Genomic DNA, 17,301 nt, shown 5'->3' on the forward strand with positions numbered 1-17,301 from the left:
ATCTTTCAAGATCTGGCGTTATGGCTGGGGTACGGTTTCCCGACCCGGCCGAGATGGGGATTGTGTATGCTTGCACGAGTAGTTGTGTTTTGCGGATTGGTGGCCTGTGTAGCTGGAGCCACTGTCGGCATGGGTTTCCTGGTCGAACCTGCGACCGCATGTCAGGCCTATAAGACCTGCTGATTTTCCGGACTTCTCAGTCCATGAAAAACCCGCCAATTCGGCGGGTTTTTCTTTGTTTTCAGCTCTTTTCAATCAGCTCTCGTAGTGGTCGGCCACCAGCTGGTTGAGCAGGCGCACGCCGTAGCCGGACGCCCAGCTCTGGCACGTGTCGTCCTTTGGCGCTCCAAATGCTGTGCCGGCAATGTCCAGATGCGCCCATGGCACATCGTTGGAAAAGCGCTGCAGGAACTGCGCGGCGGTGATGGATCCGGCCCACCGGCCTCCGGTGTTCTTCACATCGGCATTCGGCGTGTCGATGAGCTTGTCATAATCCTTCGACAACGGTAGGCGCCACAGCGGCTCTCCGCTGGCCTTGGCCGCATCCAACAGCTTGTCGGCCAGCTCATCATTGTTTGAGAATAGACCCGCATTCAAATTACCGAGTGCAACCAGCACCGCACCGGTCAGTGTTGCAAGGTCGATCATGATTGCCGGCTTGTATTTTTCCTGCGTGTACCACATGGCATCGGCCAGAACGAGGCGCCCCTCGGCGTCCGTATTCAGGATTTCGATGGTCGTTCCGGACATCGCAGTCACGATGTCGCCGGGCCGTTGTGCGTTGCCGTCCGGCATGTTTTCGACAAGACCGATGACACCCACCACATTTGCCTTGGCCTTGCGGGCTGCAATTGCATGCATGGCACCAGTGACAGCCGCCGCCCCACCCATGTCGCCCTTCATGTCTTCCATACCGCCAGCAGGTTTGATGGAGATCCCGCCGGTATCGAAAACCACGCCCTTGCCCACCAAGGCGACGGGCGCTGCGCCCTTTTTGCCGCCGTTCCACCGCATGATGGCAAGGCGCGGCGGACGGACCGAGCCTTGAGCAACCCCTAAGAGCGCTGCCATCTTGAGCTTCTTCATCTCCTTTTCGCCGAGGATTTCGACCTCAACACCAAGCGCTTCCAATTCCGAGGCCTTGGCGGCGAATTCGACTGGCCCGAGAACGTTTGCCGGCTCGTTGACCAGATCACGTGCCAGGATCACCCCATCGGCAATGCCTTCCGCCGTTGTCCAGGCTTTTCGCGCGGCTTTGGGATCTGCAACTTGAAGGGTCAATTTGAGCGTTTTCTTGGCCTTGTCGTCATCCTTTTTGGACTTGTACTTGTCGAATTCGTAAGCGCGCAGTTTAGCACCCATTGCAAATTCAGCTGCAAGCTCCGCATCCAGCTCCTCGCCTTCCGGGGCTTCAAGAACGACTGTCGCCGTCTCTGCCTTGGAAGACTTAAGGGCGGCAAACACTGCACCGCCGAACGCGCGCCAGTCATCGCGGATGAGCCCGTCCATCGCACCGGTTCCAAAGACAATCAGCCGATCGAGAGAAAGACCACCGGGTGCGACAAGGTCGAGGCTGGTCTTTTTCTTTCCGGAGAACCCTCCGATCTCCGCGACATTCGCCAGGCCACCCGTCAAATCACCAACGAGTCCTGAGGTGGCAGCGCCAGTTGCCAATGCCTCGCCTGCCAACGCAACCACAATCCCCTTTGACGGAGCGTCGATTTTCGAAAAGGAGATTTTGTTCAGCTTGGTCATCATTTGTCCTTGCAGGTCGGTCAAAGTCATCAGGATGTAAAACAGGACTGCGTTGTGTCCTTGCCGGGAGATATCCCTGGATTGCTAAATGATGGCGTTTTAAAGCGTTTTCGGCAAGATCAGTTGCAAATTAATGTATATTAACCATCTTCTTTCATGGGCCATTCACCACATCCCGTGTTATTGAACATAAAGTCAAATTTTATGAGATTTGTACGGAGTATCCGGCAACTGCCATGAACACGCTGGAACGCTATATCATTCGGCGCACCGCCTATGCGTTCACGCTCACGCTCGCCGCCATGACGGGGGTCGTTTGGGCAACGCAGGCGCTCCGGCAGCTGGACCTCGTGACCTCCAAAGGACAGACAATCGTCCAGTTTATTGGCATCACCATGCTGGCGCTGCCGTTTCTGGTGGTTACGGTCGCGCCCTTTGCCCTCATGATCGCACTCATCCTGGTGCTGAACTCGCTTTCTGGTGACAGCGAACTCATCGTGATTGATGCAAGTGGTGGATCCAGATTTCTGGTGCTCAAGCCCGTGCTTGTGTTTGCCACAATCATCATGCTGCTGGTCTCGGCTTTCTCACTTTATGTCGCGCCCGCGGGACTTGCCCAGCTTCGAACGGAAATCACGCGTGTGCGCGCAGACCTCGTTGCCAACATCGTAAAGCCGGGCCGCTTCATCAACGTGGAAGAAGGCCTGACGTTCCATATCCGAAACCGGTCTGGCAAAGGCACGCTCGATGGTCTTTTGATGCATGACACGCGGGACCCAGACACAGCCTTTACCTATCAGGCTGATACCGGAAATATCATCGAGGCAGCCGGCCGGACATTGCTGGTCATGCAGAACGGCACGATCCAGCGGCGGCCGAAACAAGTCGGCGATATGTCGATCGTCCGATTTCAGTCCTATGCCTTCGATTTATCCAACTTGATTCCGGAAGCAAGTGAACCGGTCTTCAAGCCGAGCGAAAGGAGCACTGCAAACCTCCTCGGCCCGCCCGGAAATGACTACTTCGCGGTTACACACCCAGAGAGGCTTCGGGCAGAAATTCATGAGCGGTTCAGTTTGCCGCTTTATTGTCTGTCCTTCGCTCTGATAGTTTTTGCATTCCTTGGCGTTGCACGGACGACCCGGCAGGGGCGCGGTATGGCGATTGTGGGCGCGATCACTTGCTGCGTTCTTTTGCGCACTACCGGCTTTGGCATTACGGCAATCTCCAATGATACCACTGTGCTTTATGCGATGCGGTATGTGGTTCCCGTTTTGGGCGGCGGCATCGCCCTTGTTTCGATCCTCCGCGGGCACCAGGGCAAACAGTCTCAAGCCCTCCAACGGTTCCAACTCATGATCGGAGACTGGGTTGAAGCAATCACCGCAAAATTGATCAAGAACCGTGCCGGGAGCGTTTCATGATCCTCGGACGGACCCTTTCTGTCTATTTCTCCGGCCGCTTTATCAAAGCGATCCTTGGCCTTTTCCTGTTCGCTGCGGTGCTGCTCTTCCTGTTCGATGTGCTGGAACTTGTCCGGCGCGGCAGTGACAGAGAGGGCTTCACCGTGATGCGGGTCGCCTACATATCGCTCCTGCGGGTCCCTCTCCTTCTGGAGCAGGTCATCCCATTTACGGTTCTGTTTGGTGCAATCGCAGCCTTCGTCACACTCAGCCGCGCCTTGGAACTGGTTGTGACACGGGCTGCCGGCATTTCGGTTTGGCAGTTTTCAACGCCAGCCGTTTTAGTCGGCCTTTTCCTCGGGGTCTTTTCAATCACGGTCTACAACCCCGCTGCGGTCTACCTTCAGCAAAAATCGGAGGAAGCTGCTGCCGGATTGTTCGGGGCCGATCAGACCTTCTTGTTGCAGAGTTCCGGAGAGGTGTGGGTCCGTCAGGACGGCCTTGATGGAGAGTCCGTATTGCGCGCTTCTCAACTTCTGGACAACGGGACACGTCTTTTGAGGGTGACGGTCTTCACCTTCGATGAAGACGGCACATTCCGTGAGCGGATCGAAGCAGAACAGGCGCGGCTTGGAAACGAGACGTGGTATCTCGACAATGCCATCGTCTACACCACCGAAAACGATCCACAGTCTTACAGCGTCTATCAAATCAGCACGTTCCTGACAGCGACAGAGGTTCGAGAGAGCATCGGGTCGCCCGAATCGATTTCATTTTGGAACCTGCCCCGGTTTATCGAACTGGCGAGAAACGCGGGTTTGCCAGCCTATCGTTACAATCTACAATATCAATCGCTGCTCGCGCGGCCGTTGTTGTTGATCGCCATGATCCTGATTGCAGCGGCGGTTTCCCTTAAAGTTTCGCGATTTGGTGGATTGGGACGGATGATTCTGGGTGGAATCCTGTCCGGGTTCGTGCTTTACGTTCTTACGGAACTGGCCAAGGACTTCGGAGGAGCGGGAATCGTACCTCCGTTGGTTGCTGCGTGGGCGCCAGGAATATTTGGGGTACTTATGGGTTTGACAATTCTCTTGCATCAGGAAGACGGGTAAGGCGCATGACGTTTCCGTTTTTTCTGAACACAGAGACTTGGGCCGGACGCGGATGCCTGTTGGCAGCCTTCAGCGCCCTTGCCGTGTCAGCTGGACTTCTGACAGCTCCCTTAAGTGTATCTGCTCAGGACGTCGATTTCTTCACCAATCAAGATGCAGCAGCCGATGCGGAACTGCTTCTAGAAGCCAATGACGTCACATACGATTTTGACCGCGACATTATTACTGCCGGTGGCGATGTGCAGGTCTATTATGACGGCAATACGCTTCAGGCAGCCCGGATTGTTTTCAATCGGGGCACTCAGCAGCTAACCGCCATTGGCAACGTGATTTTTCTCGACACGGAAGGCAACATTCTTCGGACCGAAGAATTGCAGATGTCTGAAGACTTTGCGCAAGCCTTTGCCCGCTCGCTGCAAATCGACATGCCGAACCGGACACGGCTTATAGCGGAGCAAGCCACCCGCAAAGACGGGAATGTGACGATCGTCGAAAATGGCGTCTATACGGTCTATACGAATCCCTCGCGGCCAGCGGGCAAGACGCCGCTCTGGCGAATCCGCTCCAAGACCATTATTCATGACAAGCAAGAGAAGGTCATCCGATACGAGCATGCCTCGCTCGAATTTTTCGGACAGCCGATCCTGTATGCGCCTTTTCTGTCCATGCCGGATCCGACCGTTAAACGGCACTCTGGTTTCCTGATCCCCAACTGGGTGATTGCGGACAAGCTCGGTTTTGGAGCGAACATCCCTTATTATTGGGCCTTGAGCCCGCACCGGGATTTGACGACGACGTTCACACCCCTGACAAAACAGGGCCTATTTGTTGACCTCGACTTCCGCCAGAAGTTTCAAAAAGGCGAGATAACCCTGTCAGCGGGCGGCATCTATCAGCTCGATCCGGATCAGTTCAACACGCAACGCGCCGATAGCGACATGCGCGGCGCTGTGAGAACAACCGGGACATTTAACGTCACAGGCGCGTGGAATCTTGGCTGGGATGTTACCTATAAAAGCGACCGGGCCTTTTTTGAAGACTACTCCTTCACCACCTGGGGCGGAAATGAACGGTCCCGGATATATTTTGAGGGCTTGAACGAGCGCAATGGGCTGAGCTTCAACACTTATGCCTTTCAGATTGCCCAGGCTGATTATACGTCCAGCAACTTCAATGCGGATGGTTTCTCACCGGTTGGCAGCAACTTGCAAAGCAAACAGCCCCTGGTGCTGCCTGTCGTCGACTACGATTTTGTTTTTGCTGACCCTGTGCTGGATGGTGAGCTTTCGCTCGCTGCGAACTTCACATCGTTGACGCGCGAAGAGACTGATGCATTCTCCATTGATGGCGGCACCTCTGCCCGCTTCCGCGGTGTGGACGGGACGTTCTCGCGCCTTTCGGTCGATGGCACGTGGCGCCGGACCTTCGTCGATCCGCTGGGGCAGACATTTACCCCGTTCGCCTACATGAAGGGCGATCTGTTTTTCCTGGCCTCGCCAGACGCGGATGTCACCGCGCTTGCAGGCGAGAGTTTTGTAGGCCGGGCCATGCCGGCAATCGGTCTTGAGTACAGCTATCCAATCATTGCAAGCTTCAACGGCGGCAATCAGATCTTCGAGCCCATGGCCCAGATAATTGCCCGGCCGAACGAGCAGCGCATTGGCGAACTGCCCAACGAAGACGCACAGAGCATCGTCTTCGACACGACCACCTTGTTTGACACGGACAAGTTTTCCGGTTTCGATCGCGCTGAAGGCGGCACCCGCCTCAATGTGGGCTTGAACTACAAGCTTCAACTGAACAGCGGCCATTATCTAACCGGCCTTTTCGGCCGATCCTATCATCTTGCCGGCGAGAACTCCTACAAGGTCCCGGATATTCTTGGCGCGACACAAGATTCCGGACTTGAGTCCGATCTGTCCGACTATGTCGGCAGCCTCTATCTTGACACCAAATATGGCGTAAAGCTCGGTACACAGGCACGTTTTGACAAAGACGATTTCTCAATAAACCGCCTACAGGCGCAAGCCAGCGCCATTTACGGACCGGTGGTCTCATCCATCGCCTACGCGTTCCTTGATGCCCAACCGAATGTCGGCATTGATGACACGCGCGAAGAGTTGCTCGGCTCAGCCAGCCTGCGGCTGCAGGAGAATTGGCGTGTGTTCGGCTCCATGCGCTACGATCTGCAAAACAGCAACATCGTTCAAGACGGAATTGGCGTCGGCTATGACGATGAGGGCTTCTCGCTTTCGTTGTCCTATTCGGAAGACCGCAGCCGAAACGATGGAGATACGACCAACAAAATCCTGTTCTTCCGGGTCGGCTTGCGGACACTTGGTAATACTCAATTTCAGAGCAACGCCATCAATAACTAGTGATTTCAGTGGCACAATGGCCGTCATTTGGATGGCACGCCACCAGAATGCCCCAAATATGGCAGATGGTGAGGAGCATCGGGTTTCTCTTTAAATTTGACGTGCACTTTGTTATCCAGTGTCGTCAAACATGGCCAAAACTCACGGAAGTTCCATGCGCAATCGCTTCGTCATCTTGTCCGCACTCGTGGCTCTACTCTTGGCAGCGCCCATCGCACCGTCTGCCAATGCGGCAATCAAGGTGATCGTCAACGATGTGCCGATAACCGACTATGACATTACTCAACGCGCCCGGCTCATTACGCTGACTCAGCGCAAAAGTGCCTCTGTTGCCCGGCGTGAGGCCGTGCAGGAACTGATCGACGACCAAGTCAAGGTCGGTGAGGCGACCCGCATGGGCATGAGCGTCAGCGACAGTGAAGTCGACAACGCCTATGCAAACATTGCCCGGAACGTGAAACTTACCCCTGCCAGACTGACACAGGCGCTCGGACAGGGTGGAGTTCGAGCCGAGACCCTGAAAAAACGCCTGCGAGCGCAACTCATCTGGGGCAAGCTCGTCCGCGCCCGCTTTAGCGGCGGTGTCGACGTCGATGAATCAGACATCATTGCAGCACTTCAAAAAACCGATGAGGAAGAACGCGCCACATCGGTCGAGTACGATCTCCAGCGGGTTATTGTTGTCGTCCCGAAAAACTCCTCCAACGGTTTTAAATCCCGGCGCCGCCGGGAAATTGCTCAGATCCGCAAAGCTGTCTCCAGCTGCGAGGACATGGGCTCCATCCTTGGCCAATACAAGGAAGTTGTTGTCCAGCCTATCGGAAGGCGGCTTGAAACCGAAATTCCGCCGAACATCATTGATCAGGTGAAAAAGCTGGGGCCCGGCAAGCTGACCAACCCAAACCCGACCCCAGTCGGCTTTGAAATGATCGCCATTTGCGGGAAACGCGAGATCCAGTCCGACATTGCGATGCGCACCAAGCTGGAAAACGAATTGCGGGCCAAGGAAGGCGAAAGCCAGGCCCGTCGATTGCTGATGGATGCCAAGCGCCGCTCAACGATCATTTATCGTTGATCAACATGCCGCGCTCCAAGATGCGAAGCTTCGGAAAACCCGCCGCCGTTACACTCGGCGAACCGGCTGGGATTGGTCCGGACTTAACATTGCAGGCCTGGTTCAATCGGAAAAAGCTTGGGCTTCCTGCCTTCTACATACGTGGCGACGTCGAACTCTTAAGTCAGCGGGCGGAAAAACTCGAACTTCCGGTTCACTTCGAGAGCTGTTCACCAGACCAGGCTTCGGATCGTTTTTCTCATGCCCTGCCCGTGGTACAAACGGGACCCAACCTAACCGATATGCCAGGCGAAGAGGATCCGGCGGCTGCCGCTTCCGTCATCAACTCGATTGAAGCGTGTGTGCAAGACGTTTTTGACGGTGTTGCGATTGGTGTCGTTACCAATCCGATCAATAAGGCTGCGCTTTATAAGGCAGGTTTCAAACATCCCGGCCATACTGAGTTTTTGGGTGCATTGGCCGAAGAGTTTTGGCCCGGCCAGCCGTCCAAACCCGTTATGATGATTGCAGGGCCGGATCTGATGGTTGTGCCAACCACCATTCACATTCCCCTTTCAGCTGTCCCTCAGCGTTTGACAAAAGACTTAATCGTCGAGACAGCAGAAATCGTTTCAAACGATATGACGAGCCGGTTCGGCTTCAAGAACCCGCGCCTCGCTTTGTGCGGCCTCAATCCGCATGCGGGCGAAAATGGTGCCTTGGGCACGGAAGATCAGGAAATCATCACACCTGCTGTTGAACGACTGAAGGCAATGGGAATTGCAGCCTCAGGCCCGCACCCGGCAGACACGATGTTTCACCCGGAAGCCCGCCGGAAATATGACTGTGCACTTGGCATGTATCACGACCAGGTTCTCGTTCCTGCCAAAACCATCGGCTTCGATGACAGTGTCAATGTCACTTTGGGCCTTCCTTTCATCCGTACGTCTCCCGACCATGGCACGGCCTATCCGCTGGCCGGCACCGGGATGGCGCGGATCGAGAGCTTTTGTGCAGCCATCCGAATGGCGCATGCGCTGGCCCATCCTGAAACGCTCTAGGACACCAATCGCGGTATGGCCCAAATCGACGATCTTCCGCCGCTTCGCGATGTCATTGCAGCCCATGGGCTGAATGCAAAGAAGTCACTTGGCCAGAACTTTCTTCTGGATCTCAATCTGACGTCACGGATCGCGCGATCAGCCGGGAGTTTGGAGGACTGCACTGTTCTGGAAATCGGTCCCGGACCTGGCGGTTTGACCCGGGCGCTGCTGGCAGCGGGCGCCAAAAGAGTTGTTGCCATTGAAAAAGACAGCCGTTGCCTGCCAGCGTTGGCCGAGATCGCGGATCATTATCCGGGACGCCTTGAAGTCATCGAAGGCGATGCTCTTGAGATTGATCCGGTTGCTGTAACCGGTGGAGACAAGGTGCGGATCGCGGCCAACCTACCCTATAATGTCGGTACACAGCTGCTGATCAACTGGATCACCACTGCGGAATGGCCGCCATTCTGGTCATCGCTCACCTTGATGTTTCAAAAGGAGGTCGGGGAACGTATCGCCGCAGCGCCTGGCTCCAAAGCCTATGGCCGGTTAGGTGTTCTCGCCGGTTGGCGGTGCAAGGGCGGGATCCTGTTCGACATCAGCCCGAAAGCGTTTACCCCGCCGCCGAAGGTCACATCGGCAGTCGTGCATCTCACCCCCAATCCGGCGCCCCTGCCCTGCGATCTTTCCAGCCTGGAGAAATTGACCGCGGCTGCATTTGGGCAACGCCGCAAGATGTTGCGCGCCAGTCTGAAGTCTCTGTCCCCGGATGCAGAACGTTTGATTGAAGAAGCTGGGATTAAACCAACTGCCCGCGCCGAAGAAATTGACATTGCCGGTTTTGTCAAACTGGCGAATACGTTTCATGCGGCAGGCGTACTCTAAGGTACCTTGCGCTTCTGAGCGCGCTGGAACTACGGTCGGGTTAGCCTTTGGAGTCCAATTCGACTTCAAGGTCGTCAACCATGCCTTGAATCAAGGAACCGATTTTTGGCGACCGTGCCTGCTTGAGGCGTTCTGCTTTCAAGATGGCCCGGACATTTTCGTAGGCCCGCTCCAGATCATCGTTCACGACGACATAGTCGTACTTCGACCAATGCCGCATTTCGCCAACGGCGGTTTTCATGCGCTTGGCAATGACATCATCAGCGTCTTCCGCGCGGCGATAGAGACGGGATTTCATTTCGGCGATGGAGGGCGGCAGAATGAAGATCGAGACGACGTCGTCACGCATCTTTTCATAAAGCTGAAACGTGCCCTGGATATCGATATCGAACAGAATGTCCCGGCCGTTTTCAATGGCGTTTTCAACGGGCCCGCGCGGCGTCGCATAATAATTGCCGTGGACTTCCGCCCATTCCAGCAACTCGTCATGGGCCCGCATTTGTTCGAAACGGTTTGGATCGAGGAAGTGGTAATGCACCCCGTCCACTTCGCTCGACCTACGTGGCCGGGTCGTCACAGAAATGGAAAGTTCGAGATTGTTTTCCTTTTCCAGTAACAGCCGGGCAATGGTCGACTTCCCGGCGCCAGAGGGCGAGGACAATACAAGCATCAGCCCGCGGCGCTGCTGCTCGGCTTCATCCGCACTCACACGCGTTCCAACTGCCGTGTCCGTCATGACCGTTTCACTCCAGGTTTTGTATCTGCTCGCGCATTTGATCTATGACGGCCTTCAAGTCCAGCCCGATTGCCGTAAGGTCCACATCATTGGACTTTGAACAGAGTGTATTGGCTTCCCGGTTAAATTCTTGTGCAAGAAAATCAAGACGGCGGCCAATAGCGCCGCCGGTGTCGAGCAGCTCCCTCACCGCGTTCACGTGGGCATGCAGGCGGTCGAGCTCTTCCCGAATATCGGCTTTCGTCGCCAGGAAAACCGCTTCTTGATGCAAGCGCTGCGGATCGAGCTTTGTCTCCGATGCATCAAGGAGCTCCTCGACCATTTTTTTCAGCCGAGCCTTAATCGCCTCCGGCTGGCGTGCCGGCAGGTCCTCTGCAGCCTGTGTCAGACTCGCAATCGTATCGATCTGCTGATGAACAACCTTGCCGATCGCCGCTCCCTCAGAATGGCGCATGTCGACAAGATCAATCAGTGCCGCATCGAGTGACGTCAACAACTCGCTGTGCAAGGCCTGCTGTGCGGCCTCATCGTCTTCCTGCTCCTTGAGCTCAAACACACCCTTTTGCGCCAAGATGCCGTCCAGGCTGGGAGGAGCCACATTTGGGATTCTGGTTTCAAGCAACTTGATCGCGGACAAGACGGCTTCCAGAGCGGCTTCGTTCACCTGAAGCTGATTTTCCGCCTGATCCCGCTGCATCGACAGGCCAATTGAGATGTTTCCGCGGCGCAGAACCTTGCTGCAACGCTCCCGGATTTTCGGCTCCAGGGCTTCCAAACCTGTCGGGATACGGATGCGCAAATCGAGCGATTTTCCGTTTACGGACCTCAGTTCCCAGGTCCAACGGACAACCCCGGATTCGCCGGGCGCGCGCGCGAACCCTGTCATGCTGGCAAGTGCCATATGCCCCTCCGGATCTCTAGCGGTTTTGACCGCTGAATTTGCGGTGCCCCAAATGCTTCAATGTGCGGTCAGTTTTGTTCCGTCTGACGCCGTTGCCGCTCAATCTCCCGCCATTTGCGGACGTTGGCGCGATGCTGATCATATGTTTCTGCAAAAATGTGGCCGCCCGTCCCGTCAGCGACAAAGAACAAGTCCTTCGTCCGGGACGGATTGGCAACGGCTTCCATGGCCGCCCGGCCCGGATTTCCGATTGGCCCCGGCGGCAAGCCGTCAATCTGGTACGTGTTGTAATTGTTTTCAGCGTCGATTTCTGACTGCTTGATCGCAGACCGGTCCTTGAGCCACGCTTCCCCGCCATAAAGGCCATACAATATCGTCGGATCCGACTGCAGGCGCATGTTTTGGTTCAAGCGATTGACAAAGACCCCGGCGACCCGCGGCCGCTCGTCGGCGAGCGCAGTTTCCTTTTCAACGATGGACGCCAGGATCACCAGTTCTTCCGGTGTATCCACCGGCAAATCTTCTACTCGTCGCTCCCAGATTTCTGCCAGGAGTTTGTCCTGTGCTGCCTGCATCTGGTTCAGAACTGACTGTCGGGTTGCTCCCCGCGCAAAGGTATATGTTTCAGGCAAAAGTGCGCCTTCGGCAGGCACGTCCGTGATCTCTCCAACGAGAATCGGATGTTCGCGAACCCGCTCGATGATTTGAGCGGTGGTCCAGCCTTCCGGGATCGTGACAGAGTGCGTCACGGCTTTGCCTTCGACCAGATCCGTCATGACGTCTTTCATGGAGACGCCAGGCGCGAATGCGTATTCACCGGCCTTAAGCTTACCGGCACTTTTGTAGAACCTTGTGCCCGCCTGAAAGACCCATTCGTCAAGCATGGTGTCGTCAATGACACCTTTCGCAGCAAGACGGCTAGTGATCCCGGTCAGGCTCGAGCCTGATGGTATGATAATTGTTGTCTCTTGGGCAAGCGGACCTGCTTGTTCAAACTTCTGTTTACCGAAATAAAGCGCGCCGCCAACAGCTGCCAGCCCGAAGACCGCCAGAGAAATGACCATATTGATCAGGATAACGATTGGATTGCGCACATGACGGGAGCGTTGCGGAGGCGCAGGTGCTGGCTCGGGTTGCAATGCTTCGCGCGGACTTTTCGGCTTAATGCCCATGGCCTATCGCACCTCCTGACAAGATCTCACGGGCCTGTCAAACTGCAGTCACGTGTAAAACAAACGGGCCGAACGAACGAATCGGCGACCGGCCCGATGAACTGTGAATGCGTTATGCGGCAACTTTACGGAAAACAAGCGACGCATTGGTTCCACCGAAGCCGAAAGAGTTCGACAAGGCAACATCAATGTTCATTTGTTTCGCTTTGTGCGCCACAAGGTCGATTTCGGTTTCAACCGATGGATTGTCAAGGTTGATCGTCGGCGGAGCCATTCCGTCGCGAATTGCCAAGACTGAGAAAATCGCCTCAACCGCACCAGCAGCCCCCAACAGGTGACCGATGGAAGACTTGGTGGAGGACATCGTCAGGTTGGACGCGTGTTCACCGGCAAGGCGGGTTACAGCCCCCAGTTCGATCTCGTCCCCAAGCGGCGTGGAAGTGCCGTGCGCGTTTACGTAATCCACATCGGCTGCCGTGATGCCTGCGCGATTAAGCGCGGCTTCCATGCAGCGGTAGGCGCCATCGCCATCTTCGGATGGCGCCGTGATGTGATAGGCATCACCGGACATGCCGTAGCCGATGACTTCGGCGTAAATTTTCGCACCGCGTTTCACCGCATGCTCGTATTCTTCCAGGATAACGATGCCAGCGCCTTCGCCCATGACGAACCCGTCGCGGTCCTTGTCATAGGGCCGGGACCCTTTTTCAGGTGCATCGTTGAACCCGGTGGAAAGTGCACGGCAAGCGGCAAAGCCAGCCAGCGCCAAACGTCCGACCGGAGATTCCGTGCCGCCAGCGACCATAACGTCGGCATCACCAAATGCGATGAGACGCGACGCATCGCCGATTGCATGCGCGCCGGTAGAGCAGGCTGTAACAACAGCATGGTTCGGGCCTTTGAGCCCATGGCGAATGGACACGTATCCACCGGCTAGGTTGATCAGGCGGCCCGGAATAAAGAACGGGCTGATCCTGCGCGGCCCCTTCTCGACAAGCATGTGGGCGCCCTTTTCGATGCCCTGCAAGCCGCCGATACCGGACCCGATCAAAACACCGGAGCGGACCTGTTGCTCGTAAGTTTCGGCTTTGAAACCGGAATCGGCAATCGCCTGATCGGCAGCTGCCATCGCGTAGACGATGAAGTCATCGACCTTGCGCTGTTCCTTCACGTCCATCCAGTCGTCCGGATTAAACGCACCTTCTACAGCCGGATCGCGCGGGATTTGGCAAGCAATCTGACAAGCCAGATCGTCCACTTTGAAGTTCGTGACCTGATTGGCCCCGCTTTTTCCTGCCAGGATATTCTTCCAAGTGACATCGGCCGTGCCGCCCAGCGGCGTTACCATGCCCAACCCTGTTACGACTACTCGCCTCATACACCCGCACTTACGTTAGAAGGGCCTGGCGGGATACATTACCCCGCCGGCCCGATCTTCAAATAAGGTTCAAGCTAAGGGGAAACCCCTTACTTGTTGGCTTCCAGGAATTTCACAGCGTCGCCAACGGTCAGGATGGTTTCAGCTGCAGTGTCCGGGATTTCAACGCCGAATTCTTCTTCAAAAGCCATGACCAGCTCAACGGTGTCGAGGCTGTCTGCGCCCAGATCGTCGATGAAGCTTGCGCCTTCAACAACCTTCTCTGCGTCTACGCCGAGGTGCTCGACAACGATTTTCTTAACTCGATCCGCGATATCGCTCATCTTTTACTTCCTTGGTTTTCGTCTGTTCATCACTCGCGGCACGGCGCCGGACCGGTTGACTAGAAACGCGGCGGACCGAACTCACTGAACTCAAGTGTGTCTTTGCACACCCCGGCCTGAGACCGGGCCAAGATGTGCAATTTGTAACAATCGGCGGGTAGGTAACACACTTTGTTGACCATTACCAGCCGGTCAGAGCCGCTTCTTTGCGGCCAGGATTATTTTTGCCTGCTCGGCAAATCATCCTTTTAAATCATTGCCATACCGCCATTGACGTGCAGCGTTTGCCCTGTGACATACGCGGCCTCGTCGCTGGCAAGATAGGTTGCGGCCGATGCAATCTCGGAAGCTGTGCCCAAACGGCCTGCCGGCACGCTGGTCAAAATCGAATCTTTCTGCTTTTCATTCAGCGCATCGGTCATCGCTGTTTCAATGAAACCCGGTGCAATACAGTTGACGGTGATGTTGCGGCTAGCCACTTCACGCGCCAAAGACTTGTACATTCCGATCATGCCGGATTTGGCCGCTGCGTAGTTGACCTGGCCCGGATTTCCGGTCACGCCAACAACAGACGTGATGCCGATGATCCGGCCAGTACGACGCTTCATCATGCCCTTGATCGCGGCGCGGCACAGAAGGAAGCCGGACGTCAGGTTGACTTCCAGCACCTGGTCCCACTCTTCGTCTTTCATGCGCATGAAGATGTTGTCGCGGGTGATCCCGGCATTGTTTACCAGGATGTCCACCGAGCCCATCTTTTCTTCAGCCGCCGGCAGCAAACCAATGACGGCTTCCCGGTCCGACAGATTTGCCGGCGTCACGAAGGCACGCTCACCGAGATCGGCCGCCAAAGCTTCCAGCTTTTCGGCGCGGGTTCCGGACAGGGAGACGGTTGCTCCTTGTGCATGAAGCGCACGGGCAATCGATTCCCCGATCCCACCTGTCGCACCGGTGATCAGCGCATTCTTGCCTTCCAAGCTGAACATATAACGTCCTTCCTTGCGTTTCGCGCCGTGTGGCACAGGCCCTGGCCGGGCCGGGTTCTTAAATTTTGTTTTATGGATCTTAGCTGGACAGCTTTTCGATGACCGCGTCAATGTCGTCCGGCGAATTGACGGCCATGCCGCTGGCTTCTTTGGCGATCCGCTTGACCATGCCGGTCAGGACCTTTCCGGTACCGACCTCAACAAAGGTATCGACGCCCTCGCCTGCCAGCCAGGAAATGCTTTCCCGCCAGCGTACGGTGCCAGTCACCTGCTCGACCAAACGGTCGCGGATTTCGTCCGGATCGGTAATCGGTTTGGCGAAAACATTGGCAACGAGCGGCACGACTGGCGCCTTGATATCGGCGTTGTTCAGCGCTTCGGCCATGGCCTCTGCAGCCGGGCCCATCAGCGAACAATGGAACGGTGCACTTACCGGCAGAAGCACAGCTCGGCGCGCGCCGCGTGCCTTGGCGATCTCAACGGCGCGCTCAACGGCGGCCACATGACCGGACACAACCACCTGGCCGGGCGCATTGTCGTTGGCAGCCTGACAAACTTCACCCTGCGCTGCATCCTTGGCAACTTCGGCAGCAGCCTCGAAATCCAGACCCAGAAGCGCTGCCATCGCGCCCTGCCCGACCGGAACTGCATTTTGCATGGCGTTGCCGCGTACGCGCAGGAGTTTCGCAGCTGTTGCCACATCCAGGCTGCCAGCTGCCGCAAGAGCGGAGTATTCACCCAGTGAATGACCCGCGACGAAAGAAACGGACGCTTTCAAATCCAAGCCTTTGGCTTCCAGCACCCGCATGGTGGCGAGACTGACAGCCATCAGAGCCGGCTGAGCGTTGGCGGTCAGCGTCAGATCGCTTTCCGGACCGTTCCACATGATGTCGGAAAGTTTTTGGTCCAACGCATTGTCCACCTCGTCGAAGACAGCCTTGGCTTCTGAAAACGTGTCGGCGAGAAGCTTGCCCATGCCAACAGCCTGGCTGCCCTGGCCCGGGAATGTGAATGCGGTGGTCATCTGGATAAGTCTCCGAATTGGCCTCAGCCAGCGGTGTTTTTTGTTTTTGCCGCGAGCTGTTGCTACAAGGAAGAGCGTTTTTGAGCGGGCATTTATAGAAAGAGCCCACGTGCCTTGGCGGCAGGCTATGAAACGGACGGGGGTAAAGTGTCAAGAGCGATAAGGGAAGTTTTGACCGGATTGGACGTTTCTGAAAGACAAAAGCGCACGCGGCGGCGGCCGACATGAACATTCAGTCGATCTGGCGTTATCCCGTCAAATCCCTTTTGGGCGAGCCGTTGACTGAGGCTCTTGTCGAAAATCGCGGTCTTATCGGCGACCGGGTTTATGCTCTGACGGATACGAAGGGCAAACTCGGCAGCGGCAAATCCACCAGCCACTTCCAACGCATCGACAACCTGCTGCTTTTGCGCGCCACAACACAGAACAATGAAGTTCACATAGCCCTGCCTGGAGAACCCTTGGAACCGATCAGCTCCAGGGATTTGCCACACCGCCTCTCGGACTTTCTCGGACAGCCGGTGACACTCGTTGAAGACCAAGACGCGGCGCATTTCGACGACGGCGCCGTCCATATTATCCTGTCCTCTGAGCTGAAGGCCCTGCAGGCGCGGTCTCCGCATCTGGATTTCGACCCGCGCCGGTTCCGCGCAAATCTTTTGCTGAACACGCCAGACCATATGTGCGCCGAGGATTTGCTGGGGCGCGTCCTCACCATCGGCGACGTCCGGCTCAAGATCACCCACCCGACCGAACGCTGTGTGATGGTCACCACCAAACAGGACGGGCTGTCTTCAGAACCGCTGATCCTGAAAGCGATTTCTAAAGGTTTCGACATCAACTTCGGCCTTTATGCTTCGGTTTTGAAGCCGGGACAGATTGAGGTTGGGCAGGAGGTCAAGTTGTCAGCAGAGGTTGGTGGAGGCGGAGGGGCCGGGCATACACGACTTGGATTTTGAACACGCATGGGTAGGAAGCGGCGGAATTCCCCACCCTTCCCCTTGCATTTCTCCCAAATCGGAGTATACACCGCGCTTCATCCGGGTTTGGCCGGGGGCTGAACGGAAGGGCGTTTGCCAGGATATCGTGAAGAATATCCGACTTCCCGTGTTCCCACTCCCGTAAGATTTCTCGTAGCCTTTCCGGGCTTA

General features: G+C 56.2%; 15 protein-coding genes. 7 read left to right on the top strand and 8 right to left on the bottom strand.

Going from position 1 to position 17,301, the window contains the following annotated elements; all coding sequences use genetic code 11:
- Positions 1-255 precede the first annotated feature (255 nt).
- Positions 256-1,755 carry a leucyl aminopeptidase gene (locus ACQY4Z_RS02180; RefSeq protein WP_428529689.1) on the bottom strand — a complete coding sequence of 500 codons (1,500 nt, stop codon included), beginning with the start codon at positions 1,753-1,755 and terminating at the stop codon, positions 256-258.
- Between the two features lie 236 nt (positions 1,756-1,991).
- On the opposite strand from ACQY4Z_RS02180, the gene lptF reads away from it, so the two are divergent.
- The 6 genes from lptF to rsmA all read left to right on the top strand — a co-directional run bounded on the left by lptF (position 1,992) and on the right by rsmA (position 9,630).
- Positions 1,992-3,179, top strand: coding sequence for an LPS export ABC transporter permease LptF (gene lptF, locus ACQY4Z_RS02185; protein WP_428526278.1), 1,188 nt, complete (start codon positions 1,992-1,994; stop codon positions 3,177-3,179).
- A complete protein-coding gene (gene lptG, locus ACQY4Z_RS02190; RefSeq protein WP_133950320.1) occupies positions 3,176-4,270 on the top strand; it encodes an LPS export ABC transporter permease LptG in 1,095 nt (364 codons plus the stop codon). Before lptF ends, lptG begins: the two co-directional genes overlap by 4 nt.
- 5 nt (positions 4,271-4,275) lie before the next feature.
- Positions 4,276-6,648 carry an LPS-assembly protein LptD gene (locus ACQY4Z_RS02195; RefSeq protein ID WP_428526281.1) on the top strand — a complete coding sequence of 791 codons (2,373 nt, stop codon included), beginning with the start codon at positions 4,276-4,278 and terminating at the stop codon, positions 6,646-6,648.
- A gap of 154 nt (positions 6,649-6,802) precedes the next feature.
- Positions 6,803-7,723 carry a SurA N-terminal domain-containing protein gene (locus ACQY4Z_RS02200; RefSeq protein ID WP_428526283.1) on the top strand — a complete coding sequence of 307 codons (921 nt, stop codon included), beginning with the start codon at positions 6,803-6,805 and terminating at the stop codon, positions 7,721-7,723.
- Positions 7,724-7,728: 5 nt separating this feature from the next.
- Positions 7,729-8,763, top strand: coding sequence for a 4-hydroxythreonine-4-phosphate dehydrogenase PdxA (pdxA, locus tag ACQY4Z_RS02205; protein WP_428526285.1), 1,035 nt, complete (start codon positions 7,729-7,731; stop codon positions 8,761-8,763).
- 15 nt (positions 8,764-8,778) lie between these two features.
- Complete coding sequence (gene rsmA / locus ACQY4Z_RS02210) at positions 8,779-9,630, top strand: 16S rRNA (adenine(1518)-N(6)/adenine(1519)-N(6))-dimethyltransferase RsmA (RefSeq protein ID WP_428526287.1); 852 nt, start codon at positions 8,779-8,781, stop codon at positions 9,628-9,630.
- Positions 9,631-9,670: 40 nt separating this feature from the next.
- On the opposite strand, the gene gmk is transcribed toward rsmA, so the two are convergent.
- From gmk to fabD, 7 genes are all read right to left on the bottom strand, one after another.
- The gene (gene gmk / locus ACQY4Z_RS02215; protein WP_133950330.1) at positions 9,671-10,366 is read right to left on the bottom strand and encodes a guanylate kinase; all 696 of its coding nucleotides are present in this window, start codon (positions 10,364-10,366) and stop codon (positions 9,671-9,673) included.
- A 7-nt stretch (positions 10,367-10,373) separates the two neighbouring features.
- Positions 10,374-11,267 (bottom strand): YicC/YloC family endoribonuclease, encoded by an 894-nt coding sequence (locus ACQY4Z_RS02220; protein WP_428526289.1) that lies wholly within the window; start codon positions 11,265-11,267, stop codon positions 10,374-10,376.
- Positions 11,268-11,335: 68 nt separating this feature from the next.
- Positions 11,336-12,439 carry an endolytic transglycosylase MltG gene (mltG, locus tag ACQY4Z_RS02225; protein WP_428526291.1) on the bottom strand — a complete coding sequence of 368 codons (1,104 nt, stop codon included), beginning with the start codon at positions 12,437-12,439 and terminating at the stop codon, positions 11,336-11,338.
- A 112-nt stretch (positions 12,440-12,551) separates the two neighbouring features.
- Positions 12,552-13,817: a beta-ketoacyl-ACP synthase II gene (fabF, locus tag ACQY4Z_RS02230; protein ID WP_133950336.1), complete on the bottom strand. Its 1,266-nt coding sequence runs from the start codon at positions 13,815-13,817 to the stop codon at positions 12,552-12,554.
- An 89-nt stretch (positions 13,818-13,906) separates the two neighbouring features.
- Positions 13,907-14,140 (bottom strand): acyl carrier protein, encoded by a 234-nt coding sequence (locus ACQY4Z_RS02235; RefSeq protein ID WP_008194310.1) that lies wholly within the window; start codon positions 14,138-14,140, stop codon positions 13,907-13,909.
- A 248-nt stretch (positions 14,141-14,388) separates the two neighbouring features.
- Positions 14,389-15,126: a 3-oxoacyl-[acyl-carrier-protein] reductase gene (gene fabG / locus ACQY4Z_RS02240; protein WP_428526294.1), complete on the bottom strand. Its 738-nt coding sequence runs from the start codon at positions 15,124-15,126 to the stop codon at positions 14,389-14,391.
- Between the two features lie 79 nt (positions 15,127-15,205).
- Entirely contained in the window at positions 15,206-16,150 is a 945-nt protein-coding gene (fabD, locus tag ACQY4Z_RS02245) for an ACP S-malonyltransferase (protein WP_428526296.1), read from the bottom strand.
- Positions 16,151-16,374: 224 nt separating this feature from the next.
- On the opposite strand from fabD, the gene ACQY4Z_RS02250 reads away from it, so the two are divergent.
- Positions 16,375-17,109, top strand: coding sequence for an MOSC domain-containing protein (locus ACQY4Z_RS02250; protein WP_428526298.1), 735 nt, complete (start codon positions 16,375-16,377; stop codon positions 17,107-17,109).
- Positions 17,110-17,301: the final 192 nt, after the last annotated feature.

The organism is Roseibium sp., from assembly GCF_965276855.1.
Taxonomy (GTDB): Bacteria; Pseudomonadota; Alphaproteobacteria; order Rhizobiales; family Stappiaceae; genus Roseibium.